Origin of the sequence: Providencia huaxiensis (assembly GCF_002843235.3) — a bacterium.
Lineage (GTDB): Bacteria > Pseudomonadota > Gammaproteobacteria > Enterobacterales > Enterobacteriaceae > Providencia > Providencia huaxiensis.
On sequence record NZ_CP031123.2, the window covers coordinates 492,740 to 506,707 of the forward strand.

Sequence of the window (13,968 nt, forward strand, 5' to 3'; positions counted from 1 at the left end):
TCAACGTGGTCACTGTTATCAAATAATAACCTTTATTAAACAGAGACCTTTATTAAACAGTAAATAGTAGCGAACGTATGAATAAATTAATCGAATCTTATGATGTTGTCGTCGTTGGTGCAGGTATGACTGGCGCGGCAGCAGCATTGGGCTTTGCTCAAGAAGGCATGCGAGTCGCTTTGCTTGAAAAAGCACAACCTGCGGCCTTTGACTCACAAAGTGCTCCTGATGTTCGTATTTCTGCGATTAGCCGCGCTTCTGTTGAATTGTTGGAACAATTAGGTGCTTGGCAACATGTGAAAGCAATGCGGAGTGCGCCATATCGCCAGTTAGAAACATGGGAAGAGCCCGATAGCAATGTGGTTTTCGATGCTCAAAGCCTTGGGTTGCCTGAACTCGGTTTTATGGTAGAAAACCGTGTGTTACAACTTGCATTGTGGCAAGAATGTGAAAAATACAGCAATCTAGACCTTGTCTGTCCTGCGAGACTTATCAATTTATATCAATCTAAGCAGCAAAAAGAGTGGATGTTAGCATTAGATGATGGCCGAACTTTGCAGGCTAAGCTTGTTGTCGGCGCCGATGGTGCGAACTCGCAAGTTCGCAAAATGGCAGGGATTGGTAGCCGAGGCTGGCAGTATCGCCAATCATGCATGTTAATTAGCATTCAAACACAACAGCCTCAGCAAGATAAAACATGGCAGCAGTTTTTCCCTTCAGGGCCTAGGGCATTTTTACCTCTGTATGATAATTGGGCTTCATTAGTCTGGTATGACAGTCCCGCAAAGATTAGGCGTTTACAAGGTATGTCAATGGAACAGTTAACTGGAGCGGTTTCTGAAGCCTTTCCTGAACGTTTAGGGCCGATTACGGCGATAGCTTCCGGGGCATTTCCACTGACCCGCCACCATGCAAGTCGATATGTGATGGACGGATTAGCACTGATTGGCGATGCAGCCCATACCATCAACCCATTAGCGGGGCAGGGGGTGAATTTAGGCTACCGAGATGTTGATGCTCTGCTGAAAGAAGTGGTTTACGCGCGTGAATACATACAGCCTTGGCATTCCCTTGATGTATTAAAACGTTATCAACGCCGTCGTTTGCCTGATAATTTAATCATGCAAGCTGGAATGGATGTGTTTTATATGGCATTTAGTGAAAAGTTACCGGGATTGAAAATAGTTAGGAATCTTGGGTTGATGGCGGCACAGCGCGCCGGAGAAGCAAAAAAACTGGCGCTGAAGTATGCGTTAGGGTTATAGAACTTATCTTAGATATATAAATAGGCCGCAAATTAGCGGCCTATTTATTATTAAATGAAGAAGTTAGTGCTATTTATTATTGGCTAAATCAATCGGCTGAATGTTGCTTGTATCTGTATTGATGTTGTCATCTTCAGTAATCACTGAATCTAAAGTTTCATTTTTTGCTGAAAATGCATGAGCCAGCTTTTCTGTGTCGAGTTCTTTTTCCCAACGTGCAACAACGATACACGCACATGCGTTGCCGACTAAGTTAGTTAAAGCGCGGCACTCAGACATAAATCGGTCGATACCTAAAATAAGCGCCATACCTGCAACAGGAACGCTTGGTACCACCATCAAAGTGGCTGCTAAGGTAATAAAACCTGCACCCGTTACACCAGCTGCCCCCTTCGAGCTTATCATGGCAACTAGCAGCAATGAAATTTGTTCCCAAATAGTCAGTTCAATATTGGTGGCTTGGGCAATAAATAATGCGGCCATCGTCATGTAGATGTTGGTGCCATCAAGGTTGAATGAATAACCAGTAGGGATCACTAAGCCTACAACAGATTTTTCACACCCCGCATGTTCCATTTTTCGCATTAAACTTGGTAATGCGGCCTCAGAAGAAGAAGTTCCTAATACTAACCAGAGTTCATCTTTGATGTACTTAATCAGTTCAATGATTGAGAAACCGTTATATTTGGCTACCGCCCCCAACACCAGTAAGACAAATAGCAGTGATGTTATATAGAAAGTCATAATCAGCATCATTAAGTTGCCGATAGAGGATATTCCATATTTACCAATGGTAAATGCCATTGCACCGAATGCCCCGATAGGGGCGAGTTTCATTAGCATCGCCACCATCTTGAATACAGGCTCTGAGAAGTTTTGTAGCAGTTTTACTATTGGCTCACCGTGTTTACCTGTTGCTGCGAGTGCTAATCCGAAAATGATAGAAATAAACAGAACTTGTAGGATGTTACCGTTGACCAATGGACTAATGACGGTATCAGGGATGATATTCATCAAAAAGCTGACAATCGAGGATTCGTGTGCTTTTTCAACGTAGGTGGCAACTTTGCTGCTATCCAAAGTCGCAGGGTCAATATTAAGCCCCGAGCCTGGACGAATGATATTCGCGACGATAAGACCGATGATGAGAGCAATTGTCGAGAAAGTGATGAAGTAGAGCATTGCTTTACCTGCGACACTTCCCACGGCCTTCATGTTTGACATCCCTGATATACCAGTGACAACAGTTAAGAAGATAACTGGTGCGATAATCATTTTAACGATTTTGATGAATGCATCACCAAGCGGTTTTAATGACTCTCCAATGTCTGGAAAAAAGTGACCAAGTGCTATACCCAGAACGATGGCTACTATCACTTGAACATATAATATTTTATATATTGGTTGCTTTATCATGTTTCGCATAAATTTTCTCTGTAAAAATGTTGCGTTTGGTAATTTATAATTATTAGGTTTAAAACTTTTATTAGAGTTTTTGAGAGCTAATTTAGTTGGAATGGAGGAAGGGGCTGAATTCATTAGTACCAGGGGGTGATAATAATTTGACTGGTAATAATCATACCTAACTACAATTCTAGGGAAGGTTACCACTTTAAATGGTTACATAGAAATGATTGAAGTCACATATTTGATAGAAAAGTTACCCAAACGTAAATTTTATAGGGTAAATGTTGCCCTAAGATCACTTTTAGCGATTAAGTTGCTACTTATTTAGTGGTGTTGGGATTAAATAAATAAAGATATCGCCAAAAAATAATCAGTTAAGCTAAAAAACAGAGGTGAAAATATAGAAAACAGTGGAAATGAATCCCCTGTTTATTAAAAAACGAACGTGTCTGCTGTTTTTTTATTTTTTATTTCATTTATCAATAAAAGTGATAAGAGAGATTAGAGGTAGGGTTTTGTACATAAATACGTTATGCCTAAATGCACTGCGGGGTATTAAGGGAAATCTAATTTATGGGGGATTAAAGAGAGAATGGCTGGGGTACCAGGATTCGAACCTGGGGATGCCAGGATCAAAACCTGGTGCCTTACCGCTTGGCGATACCCCAACAAAAAGAAATGGTAGCTACGACGGGATTCGAACCTGTGACCCCAACATTATGAGTGTTGTGCTCTAACCAGCTGAGCTACATAGCCATTATAATTTCTTTGAAATGATTGTTTGCAACAAGAAGGGAAAGTAGATGGCTGGGGTACCAGGATTCGAACCTGGGAATGCCAGGATCAAAACCTGGTGCCTTACCGCTTGGCGATACCCCATCCGGGAAATTCTACTATTGATTGTATTAAGATGGCTGGGGTACCAGGATTCGAACCTGGGAATGCCAGGATCAAAACCTGGTGCCTTACCGCTTGGCGATACCCCAATCTTAAATTCAATACTACCGAGAAGGAAATGGTGCGGGAGACAAGACTTGAACTTGCACACCTTGCGGCGCCAGAACCTAAATCTGGTGCGTCTACCAATTTCGCCACTCCCGCAAAATAATGGTGGCTATGACGGGATTCGAACCTGTGACCCCAACATTATGAGTGTTGTGCTCTAACCAGCTGAGCTACATAGCCATCTTTTTTTGCATAACCTTCGTCGGCGTTGCGGGGCGCATTATGCTAATTACAGACACGACAGTCAACAGCTTTTTGCACTATTTTTCAGAAAATGCGTCTGTTTGTTTGATGAATAATCATTTTGTCGATAAAGCCAGCAAAAAACAAGCCCATATTTGAAAAAAATCACTTTTTATCTTACCTGTTAGATAAATGTAATTTTGGTGACGCGTGAAGTAATACAGTGAAAGAACGCAAAAATTTGTAACAGGAACAAAGCAGGAAGAAGACGAAGCGATTGAAAAATAGCCTATGAAACGAAACGTTCAAATTGTTGCTAATAAAAAAGCAGGTATCTCGACCTGCTTTAAAGAAAACAACGGTAAAATTAGCTTTCAAACAGTTTTTGTAATAATTCACCATTGAGCATCGCGCGTTTTGTGAGAGCGAAAGCGCCTATTGCCGAGTTGTGAACCAACTGTGATGTTACGATAGGGAGATTTTCCCGAAACCCTTTTAAGGCTTGTGTGTCAATGCAGCTTTGAATCGCGGGTAATAGAATTTGTTCCGCTTCCGTGATATCTCCCGCAATAACAACTTTTTCAGGGTTAAATAAGTTGATTGTGATAGCAATCGCTTTACCAATTTGACGACCAACGTGTTGAATAACTTCCGTGGCAAGCGGGTCTCCTTTATTGGCTGCTTGGCAAATATGGGAGATCGTGCAAGTTTCCAGTGTAAGGGCGCTTGAATAGCCTTGTTCTAAACGTTGTTTTACGCGAGCTTCAATTGCTTGGTTTGAGGCAATGGTTTCTAAACAACCAAAATTGCCACAGTGGCAAAGTTCACCAAGTGGGTCAACTTGGATATGGCCGATTTCTCCGAGATTACCTCGATGGTTGAGCAATATCTCTTTGTTGATGACTAAACCAGCTCCTGCGCCTCTGTGGATACGTACGAGGAGTGAGTCTTCGCAATCACGGGTTGCACCAAAATAGCTCTCAGCGAGCGCTAAGCTGCGAATATCATGCCCTGCATAACACGTTATTCTAAAGTGTGCTTGTAAATTGTCGATGAGATGCCAATTGTCGACTTTGATATGCGGCATGTAGTAGACAATTCCACTATTTGGGTTAACTAACCCAGGGAGAATAATTGAAATTGCGATCAACTCTTTTAAGCGTTTTTGGTTGTGTTCGATAAAATCTTCAAGGGCGGCAATCAGCTTTTGTTCCACCGCTTGCTGAGAGGGTTCTGTGATAGGGTAATGAGCATCGATAATCATTTTGCCACCTAAGTCGTACAAGGCGATGGTGGCATCATAGCGGCCTAAGCGGACGCCAATCGTATGAAAATTTTTGTGCTCAGAAACAATAGATATGGCACGACGGCCCCCAGTGGAGGCCTGTTGGTCAACTTCTTTAATTAAACCACGTTCGAGTAGCTGGCGAGTGATTTTAGTTACACTGGCTGGGGCAAGTTGGCTTTGCTCCGCGATTTGAATTCTTGATATCGGGCCATGTTGGTCAATTAAACTATAGACAACAGCGCTATTTAGTTGTTTGACGAGATCAATATTACCAATTTGCTTCAGCGAGTGGCTTTGATTCATTAGCTAGTTACTCATTTTTTGTAGACTTCTGCTCCGTTAACATAGGTTGCGAGGACGTCGAAGTCGTGGTTAAACGCGGTTAAATTCGCAATTTTACCCGGAGCGATAGACCCTAAAGTCTCATCAACTCCTATGGCTCTTGCGGGGTAGAGCGTTGCCATTCTCAGTGTTTCATCTAATGGAATACCCACGTACTCTACACTGTTTCTCACTGCTTCTATCATGGTGAGTGATGAGCCGCTGAGTGTGCCATTTTCATCTACACATAATCCATCGCGGTAGTATATGGTTTTACCTGCGAAGATAAAATGATCCATTTCACCAGTTTGAGGATCTATTCCTGCGGGCGCGGTGGCATCAGTCACTAAAATTAATTTATCACCTTTTAAGTGTTTGCTATTACGGATATTTGCCCATTGGACATGTAAGCCATCAGCGATAATTCCTGCATACACTTCAGGGGTGTCATAAATAGCCCCGACTAAACCCGGACCACGGCCTGAAATATATGGCATGGCATTGAAAAGGTGCGTTGAAAAGCGAATTCCGGCTTTAAAACCCAGTTTGGCTTCTTCATATGTCGCATTTGAATGTCCAGCTGAAATAACAATGCCGGAATCTTTCAGTTGATGAATGTAATCAAGCTCAACCATTTCAGGCGCTAATGTGATCTTCGTAATCGCATCTGCATGAGCGGTTAAATAATCAATCATCTGCCCGGATGGTTGACGGATAAATTCAGGGTTATGTGTGCCTTTTTTAATAACATTAATATATGGGCCTTCTAAATGAAGCCCGAGAGCTTGGTTCTTATGGTCTTTTAAGTACTCGGTCATGACCTCAATACCATGCTTCATTAATTCGTCAGAGCACGTAATTAACGTTGGCAGGTAACTGGTACATCCCGTACGCTCATTGGCTTTTTGCATGATATCCAAATTCTTTAATGTGACATTTTCTTTATTATCATTGAATTGGACACCACCACAGCCATTGACTTGCAAATCAATAAAACCAGCAGATAGGGTTGCACCTTGTAGGTCATGTTGCGGAATATCGGAAGGTACTTCAGAGACAGGACAAACATCTTTGATGATTTCACCATCGATGATGACCGCATGGTTATCCAGTCTTTCATGACCTGTATAAATAATGCAATTTGTTAATGCATACATGGCTTAAACTCCTGACCTCTGTAAGGTGGGTCACCGATCAGCCTTCGCTGATCGGGTGATTGATAAACATAATATTAGTTAAACTTTTCAATAATTTCAGATTCTAGCTGTTTGAAATATTTAAGCGTTTTGACTTTTAATTCGAGTGTTGCGGGTTCATCACAGACGATCAGTGCTTTTGGGTGCATTTGCACGCAGCTTACTGTCCACATATGGTTGATTGAACCTTCTACCGCAGCATGAACTGCATTCGCTTTATTCGCACCAGTCGCGAGTACCATTAACTCTTCAGCGTCCATTAATGTGGCAACCCCCACAGTTAAAGCGAATTTTGGTACTTGGTTGATATCATTATCAAAGAAGCGTGAGTTCGCTTGGCGTGTTTCGGGTGTTAATGTCTTAATACGGGTACGAGAGTTCAGTGAAGAACCGGGTTCATTAAAAGCAATATGGCCGTCGTTACCTACGCCGCCCATAAATAAATTAATTTTGCCGTAAGATTTAATTTTATCTTCATAGCGTTGGCACTCTGCATCAACATCTGGGGCATTGCCATTCAGTAAATTGATATTTTGCGCTTGAATATCGATGTGGTTAAAGAAATTCTCATGCATAAATGTGTGATAGCTTTGAGGATGATTAGCTGGAATACCAATATATTCATCCATATTAAATGTGACCACATGCTTAAAACTGACTTTTCCTGCGTTATATAAAGCAATCAGAGCTTTATAAGTAGCAAGAGGGGTACCGCCTGTTGGTAACCCAAGAACGAAAGGGCGCTCAGCAGTAGGGTTGAATGCGTTGATTTTATCAGCGATATACTGTGCGGACCAAATGCCGACATCATGCGCATTGTTAAGTGGAATTAGCCTCATGTCTCAATTACCTCTAATAAGTCTGTGAAATCTTTCATATATATATGTATCCCTGATGTTATTCATTAGATATAGGAATACTCGTTATACTACAAATTTATTACGCGCTGGTGTTGGTATACAGTGCCGTTTTAACGGCGACACCTGCATTTTAAACGCGCTGAGAATATACAGGTTAATAGTATAAAAAAGTTATTTTTAATCATAAAATAAGTTTTCAATAATAGCTAGTAATTTAGTCATATCGGTAACTCTTTCGTTGACATTTATCACAAATCGAACCTATTTATTTTGCATCGCGAAACAATTAATTTAGACTATAAAATTGATACTCTCAATAACCTAAATTATGATTTAGGTGTGTGAACAATAAGATCCCGTAAATGGGGCAAAAATAGGGCTATAAAGGGGGAGTTTGTGAATATTCTTAGCTACTTACAGCGGATTGGTAGGGCACTTATGGTGCCAGTTGCAGTACTACCAGCCGCAGCAATCCTGATGGGGATTGGCTATTGGATTGACCCAGATGGTTGGGGAGCCAATAGTGCAATCGCGGCGTTACTGATTAAATCGGGCGCGGCTATTATTGATAATATGTCCGTGCTATTTGCTATTGGTGTTGCTTATGGGATGTCAAAAGATAAGGACGGTGCGGCTGCACTGACCGGTTTTGTCGGTTTTTTAGTGGTGACAACACTGTGTTCTCCTGCATCTTATTCCATGATCATGAATGTTCCGTTGGAAAGCGTTCCTGCGGCATTCGGTAAAATAAATAACCAGTTCGTGGGTATTTTAGTTGGGGTTTTGTCTGCGGAATTGTACAACCGTTATAGTGGCGTAGAGCTACCAAAAGCGTTGTCTTTCTTTAGCGGCCGTCGCCTTGTACCAATTCTGACATCATTCTTAATGATCATCTTAGCCTTCATACTGATGTATGTGTGGCCAGTGGTCTATAACGGTTTAGTGTCTTTCGGTGAAAGCATTAAAGACTTAGGCTCAGTGGGTGCGGGGATTTACGCATTCTTCAACCGTTTATTAATTCCTGTTGGTCTTCACCATGCACTTAACTCAGTGTTCTGGTTTGACGTTGCAGGGATCAATGATATTCCAAACTTCTTAGGCGGTGCTAAGTCAATTGATGCAGGCCTGGCAACGGTGGGGATCACGGGTCGTTATCAAGCTGGTTTCTTCCCAATTATGATGTTTGGTCTACCTGGTGCGGCATTAGCGATTTACCACTGCGCACGTCCAGAAAATAAGGCAAAAGTTGCTGGTATTATGATTGCTGGTGCGTTTGCTGCATTCTTCACCGGGATCACTGAACCGCTCGAATTCTCTTTCATGTTCGTGGCACCGATTCTGTATGTAGTCCACGCATTGTTAACCGGTATTTCGGTTTATATCGCAGCAACAATGGAATGGATCTCAGGATTTGGTTTCAGTGCTGGTTTAGTCGATATGCTATTGCAATCACGTAACCCACTAGCTGTTCAGTGGTATATGTTGATTGTCCAAGGCTTAGTCTTCTTCTGCATCTACTATGTCATTTTCCGCTTCATGATCCGCAAATTCAACCTGTTAACACCAGGCCGTGAAGAGAGCGCAGGTGATGAAACGATTGATGGTTATGACGAAAGCATTAGCCCTGCTGATAGCAGTGACAGCGATATTCAAAAAGAAGCTCGCCAATATGTTGCAGCGGTGGGTGGTAGCGACAATATCGTTAGTATTGATGCCTGTATCACTCGTTTACGTTTAGGTGTTAAAGATTCAGCGGTTGTTAACGACGCCATGACAAAACGTTTAGGGGCTTCAGGTGTTATCCGCTTAAGCAAACAAAATGTTCAAGTGATTGTCGGTACACGTGCTGAATTGGTGGCAAAAGCAATGACTGAAGTGATTGCAAAAGGCCCAATTGCAGGCTCTGCTCCAGTTGCAGTAGCTGAAGAGAAAAAAGCCGCAGAGCCTGCAAAAGCAAAAGGTAATGTGATTTTATCTCTGGTTGCGCCAGTGAGTGGTCAAGTTTTCTCACTTGATGATGTGCCAGATGAAGCGTTCTCTAGCCGTATTGTGGGTGATGGGATTGCCATCAAACCCACAAGTAGTGAAGTGTTAGCCCCTGCATCAGGTACGGTAGTGAAAATTTTCGAAACTAACCATGCATTCTGCCTTGAAACAGAAAATGGCGTCGAACTCATTGTCCATATGGGTATTGATACCGTTGCACTGAAAGGCGAAGGTTGTGCACGTTTAGTGGAAGAAGGTGCGGAAGTGACTGCCGGAACACCAATTCTGAACCTCGACCTCGCGTTCCTTGAAGCGAATGCTAAATCAATGATTAGCCCAGTTATCATCAGCAATATCGATGACTTCGCGGGTGTCGAGATTTTAGTTGAAGGCGACGTGAAAGCAGGCGAAACGGTTATTTATAATGTTCTGAAATAATTCAGCTTAATATTATAAGTTAGTAAGAGGGTGGCTTAGGCCACCCTTTTTTATAAATATTATCGGGTAAAAACTTGAGCAATACGCTCCGATTTTAAAAAATAACCAATCCATATTGCGGCGCTAAAGGCACTGGTAATAATTTGCTTATAATCCGTATTCGTCAATTTTGCGCCATAGAGTACCGCTAGAAAAACAGTAAAGTAGAGGGTAACTATCAGTGCAAGAATATAATATGTAATCATCACCACTTTAGTGGCTTTTTTCTTATTAAAGAAAAACCAGCATGCTATTAATGTCATGATGATATAAGCAAGTTGTAACCCTAACGCTCCAAGGTAAAAAAGAGGGATGCTCCGTGTATTTTCTGCATAATAGACGGCAACTTGAATAAGTTGGTATTCGCCGAAGATAGATAAAAAAGCGGTTATAATTAAGCCTAAAGCAGGTAGGTAAAGCACACCATTAATTCTATGCACTTTTAGTTCTTCACATGCATTACACCATCCTGACGCTTTATTGGCTTCATGTTCATTGCAGTTAATACATTTCATTGGTTTTATCCAGTATTTAGCCGTTATATAAAGCCATTATCGAGGGATTTATCCATAAAATAAATCGGTTATTTGGCGAAATCTCAAACTAAGTTGTCAAGTTTGCATAAGCAAGGGGCTTTTTTCATCGATAAAATATTTTCTCAATAACTTGAGAGGGTTTATCTGTGGAACTGCTTTTGTGTTTATTTGGCTTTATTTCGGGGATCACCACCGCACTATTCGGCTTCGGTGGCGGTTTTATTACGGTTCCACTGTTATATGCCTTGATTACCTTAGTGTGGGGGCCGCAAAGCGATGCAGGCAGTGTGGCAATGCAAATTGCGGTGGCAACATCAACCTGTGTGATGATCTTTTCATCGACGCTTTCGAGTCGTGCTCATTACCTTAAAGGCAACCTGAGTTGGCCAATTATTCGCCCTTTTATTATCCCTATTTCAATTGGCGGAATTCTAGGGGCAATAGTGGCGTTATCCGTAGATAGTGCATTAATTCGTTGGATATTTATTGGTTATCTCGTCATCACTATTTTAGATTGTTTTATTCGTCCCGGCTTTATGAATACAGGATCTACAGGTATACAAGACTCCCGTGGCGGTATTTTTGCCGATACGCCTATTGGTGTGGTGATTGGTGCTGTCGCGGCATTTCTTGGGGTTGGTGGCAGTGTGATGACAGTCCCTTTAATGCGACGTAGAGGCGCGAGTATGATCCAAGCTGCTGCATTTGCGAACCCATTAACATTACCAATGGCAATCACGGGTACATTAACTTATTTTTATTTCGCCATTGATAAACATATTGACCTTGGAGCGGGTTTTCTGGGGATGATCTATATCAAAGGGGCGTTAATTTTAATTGCGACATCGTGGTTAGGGATCCGTTTTGCTTCTTTATTAATGCCTTACCTGAGCGATAAACGCCATGCCCAAAGCTATCCGCTACTGTTACTCGTGGTTTTAGCTGTCATGATACTGGCTTAGGATCGCGTATATTGGTGAGTAAAGATGAGGTTTTTGTCCTAAATTCCTACTGATCATCGCTTTTGCTGCACTTGGCGCAATCAAACGGTTGTTTCCTGATTGATTATGGTAGAATATATTTAATTACCACACGCTTTTAGCGCGCTTTTGGCATTGAGGAATGATGACAATGAATGAGGCAGATGCTCGCCCAACAAATTTTATCCGTCAGATCATAGATGAAGATCTGGCGACCGGAAAACACACGTCAGTGCATACGCGTTTTCCACCTGAACCGAATGGCTATTTACATATTGGTCATGCGAAATCAATCTGCTTGAATTTTGGCATTGCCAAGGATTATCAGGGCCAATGTAACTTACGTTTTGATGACACTAACCCGGTAAAAGAAGATGTCGAATACGTTAACTCCATTCAAGAAGACGTTAAATGGCTTGGTTTTGAGTGGAGCGGTGATGTCCGTTATTCCTCTGATTACTTTGATACCTTGTATCAGTACGCGATCGAGCTGATCAAAAAAGGCTTAGCTTATGTTGACGAACTCAGCCCAGACGAAATTCGTGAATACCGTGGGACACTCAAAGAGCCGGGTAAAAATAGCCCATACCGTGAGCGCCTAATTGAAGACAACTTAGCATTATTCGAAAAAATGCGTGAAGGTGGTTTCGAAGAAGGAAAAGCGTGTTTGCGCGCGAAAATCGATATGGCATCCCCATTTATGGTGATGCGTGACCCAGTTTTATATCGTATTAAGTTTGCGGAACATCACCAATCTGGCAACAAATGGTGTATTTATCCAATGTATGACTTCACGCATTGTATTTCTGATGCATTAGAAGGCATTACGCATTCTTTATGTACGCTAGAGTTCCAAGATAACCGTCGTTTATATGATTGGGTTCTAGACAATATCACGATTGATTGCCATCCACGTCAGTACGAGTTTTCTCGTCTGAATTTGGAATACACGGTGATGTCTAAGCGTAAACTGAACCAATTAGTCACTGAAAAACATGTAAATGGTTGGGATGACCCACGTATGTTAACCATTTCAGGTTTACGTCGTCGTGGCTATACCGCAGCCTCTATTCGTGAATTTTGCCAACGTATTGGTGTTACTAAACAAGACAACAACGTTGAAATGGCCTCTTTAGAGTCTTGTATCCGTGATGACCTGAATGAGTCAGCACCGCGTGCAATGGCGGTTATCGACCCAGTTCGTGTGGTGATTGAAAACATGCCTGCTGGTGAAGAGATTTTAACAGCGCCAAACCATCCAAATAAACCGGAGATGGGTACGCGCCAAGTACCATTTAGCAATGAAATCTATATTGACCGCGCGGACTTCCGTGAAGAAGCGAATCGTCAATATAAACGTTTAGTCTTAGGTAAAGAAGTTCGTTTGCGTAATGCATACATCATTAAGGCAGAGCGTGTTGAAAAAGACGCTGATGGTAATATCACAACAATTTACTGTACTTATGATGCAGGCACATTGAATAAAGACCCAGCAGATGGCCGTAAAGTCAAAGGCGTTATTCATTGGGTTAGCGTCGCTCATGCATTACCGGCAGAAATTCGTCTGTATGACCGTTTATTTACAGTACCAAACCCAGGTGCAGAAGACGATTTCTTATCGGTTATCAACCCTGAGTCGCTGGTTATTCGCCAAGGCTTTGTTGAGCCGAGCCTGAAAGGTGCTGTGGCAGAAAAGGCGTACCAGTTTGAACGTGAAGGCTATTTCTGTGCTGACAACCGTTTAAGCAGCGCAGATCATTTAGTGTTTAATCGGACTGTGGGGTTGCGTGATACTTGGGCGAAGCTCGAGTCTAACTAAAATCCTCGTTATCCTTCGCGCTGTAGGTGTGTTAGCTTCACCCACTAGCCCTAGTCACATACTTATGTATGCTCCTAGGGTCTAGCGGTCTTGCTGCCTTCCTACAACACGAATGATTTAGAGGATTGCCCCTGACAAATAAATTATTTAGAGGGCTGTTCGAGAGCATTAGAATAAAAAAAGCCGTGATATTTCTAGTTAATATCACGGCTTTTTCTATGGATAATACGACTTACTGAGGTTTGTTATCCACTTTTTCTTTTAATAATTCATGCAGATATTCATTCGCGGAAGTCACATTTCCTTGTGCATCTTTGACTTGATACTCTTCCCCCGTAACTGATGACTTTGAAGCAACGTTATCAATAAATTGTTCTGCAGTATTGAGGCGTTTCTCTGTTTTGCGTAATTTTAATCTCAAGTGAGACTCTGCATCGACAGCGGAATGTTCAGTACCATTACGGGTAAATGTAAGATTTTGCTGTTTACCAAGTGCTGCTAATAATGATTCAGTACGCATTTTTTCTTCAGGGCTTAATGCAAGGGCTTGAGTGGTAACAAAAACACTTAAAAAAAGTACTAATGCAGATGAAAAACGGTTTGATAGCTGGGTAGTAAGCATTTGCACGAATTTCTCTCCATAGA

At 41.9% G+C, this 13,968-nt stretch carries 10 protein-coding genes and 6 tRNA genes; 4 read left to right on the forward strand and 12 right to left on the reverse strand.

All coding sequences use genetic code 11. The features are described 5' to 3' along the window. Positions 1-77 precede the first annotated feature (77 nt). Positions 78-1,265, forward strand: a complete 1,188-nt coding sequence (ubiF, locus tag CYG50_RS03680; protein WP_102138310.1) for a 3-demethoxyubiquinol 3-hydroxylase — start codon at positions 78-80, stop codon at positions 1,263-1,265. 69 nt (positions 1,266-1,334) lie between these two features. Here ubiF and CYG50_RS03685 read toward each other — a convergent pair whose 3' ends face one another. The 10 genes from CYG50_RS03685 to nagB form a co-directional block, all read right to left on the reverse strand. Next, positions 1,335-2,678 (reverse strand): dicarboxylate/amino acid:cation symporter, encoded by a 1,344-nt coding sequence (locus tag CYG50_RS03685; RefSeq protein ID WP_242685803.1) that lies wholly within the window; start codon positions 2,676-2,678, stop codon positions 1,335-1,337. Positions 2,679-3,265: 587 nt separating this feature from the next. Further along, a tRNA-Gln gene (locus tag CYG50_RS03690) sits at positions 3,266-3,340 on the reverse strand. Between the two features lie 11 nt (positions 3,341-3,351). Continuing rightward, positions 3,352-3,428: transfer RNA gene (locus tag CYG50_RS03695), tRNA-Met, on the reverse strand. Positions 3,429-3,476: 48 nt separating this feature from the next. Then, positions 3,477-3,551 (reverse strand) — tRNA-Gln (locus CYG50_RS03700). Positions 3,552-3,583: 32 nt separating this feature from the next. Then, positions 3,584-3,658, reverse strand: a tRNA-Gln gene (locus tag CYG50_RS03705). Between the two features lie 30 nt (positions 3,659-3,688). Beyond that, a tRNA-Leu gene (locus CYG50_RS03710) sits at positions 3,689-3,773 on the reverse strand. Between the two features lie 7 nt (positions 3,774-3,780). Then, positions 3,781-3,857 (reverse strand) — tRNA-Met (locus tag CYG50_RS03715). A gap of 370 nt (positions 3,858-4,227) precedes the next feature. Then, positions 4,228-5,451: a DNA-binding transcriptional regulator NagC gene (gene nagC, locus CYG50_RS03720; protein WP_102138312.1), complete on the reverse strand. Its 1,224-nt coding sequence runs from the start codon at positions 5,449-5,451 to the stop codon at positions 4,228-4,230. Between the two features lie 11 nt (positions 5,452-5,462). Continuing rightward, positions 5,463-6,626 (reverse strand): N-acetylglucosamine-6-phosphate deacetylase, encoded by a 1,164-nt coding sequence (gene nagA, locus CYG50_RS03725; RefSeq protein WP_102138313.1) that lies wholly within the window; start codon positions 6,624-6,626, stop codon positions 5,463-5,465. A gap of 74 nt (positions 6,627-6,700) precedes the next feature. After that, on the reverse strand, positions 6,701-7,504 hold the full coding sequence (gene nagB, locus CYG50_RS03730; RefSeq protein ID WP_102138314.1) for a glucosamine-6-phosphate deaminase: 804 nt from the start codon (positions 7,502-7,504) through the stop codon (positions 6,701-6,703). Positions 7,505-7,921: 417 nt separating this feature from the next. On the opposite strand from nagB, the gene nagE reads away from it, so the two are divergent. Then, positions 7,922-9,949 carry an N-acetylglucosamine-specific PTS transporter subunit IIBC gene (gene nagE, locus CYG50_RS03735; protein WP_102138315.1) on the forward strand — a complete coding sequence of 676 codons (2,028 nt, stop codon included), beginning with the start codon at positions 7,922-7,924 and terminating at the stop codon, positions 9,947-9,949. A gap of 59 nt (positions 9,950-10,008) precedes the next feature. Here nagE and CYG50_RS03740 read toward each other — a convergent pair whose 3' ends face one another. Beyond that, positions 10,009-10,503, reverse strand: a complete 495-nt coding sequence (locus tag CYG50_RS03740) for a DUF2569 domain-containing protein (protein WP_102138316.1) — start codon at positions 10,501-10,503, stop codon at positions 10,009-10,011. A 167-nt stretch (positions 10,504-10,670) separates the two neighbouring features. Between CYG50_RS03740 and CYG50_RS03745 the strand changes: the two genes are divergently transcribed. Together CYG50_RS03745 and glnS are read left to right on the forward strand one after the other, a co-directional pair. Beyond that, positions 10,671-11,486 carry a sulfite exporter TauE/SafE family protein gene (locus CYG50_RS03745; RefSeq protein WP_102138317.1) on the forward strand — a complete coding sequence of 272 codons (816 nt, stop codon included), beginning with the start codon at positions 10,671-10,673 and terminating at the stop codon, positions 11,484-11,486. 169 nt (positions 11,487-11,655) lie between these two features. Continuing rightward, a complete protein-coding gene (glnS, locus tag CYG50_RS03750; protein WP_148241592.1) occupies positions 11,656-13,323 on the forward strand; it encodes a glutamine--tRNA ligase in 1,668 nt (555 codons plus the stop codon). 232 nt (positions 13,324-13,555) lie between these two features. Here glnS and CYG50_RS03755 read toward each other — a convergent pair whose 3' ends face one another. Next, positions 13,556-13,945, reverse strand: a complete 390-nt coding sequence (locus CYG50_RS03755; protein WP_102138530.1) for a DUF5329 family protein — start codon at positions 13,943-13,945, stop codon at positions 13,556-13,558. Positions 13,946-13,968: the final 23 nt, after the last annotated feature.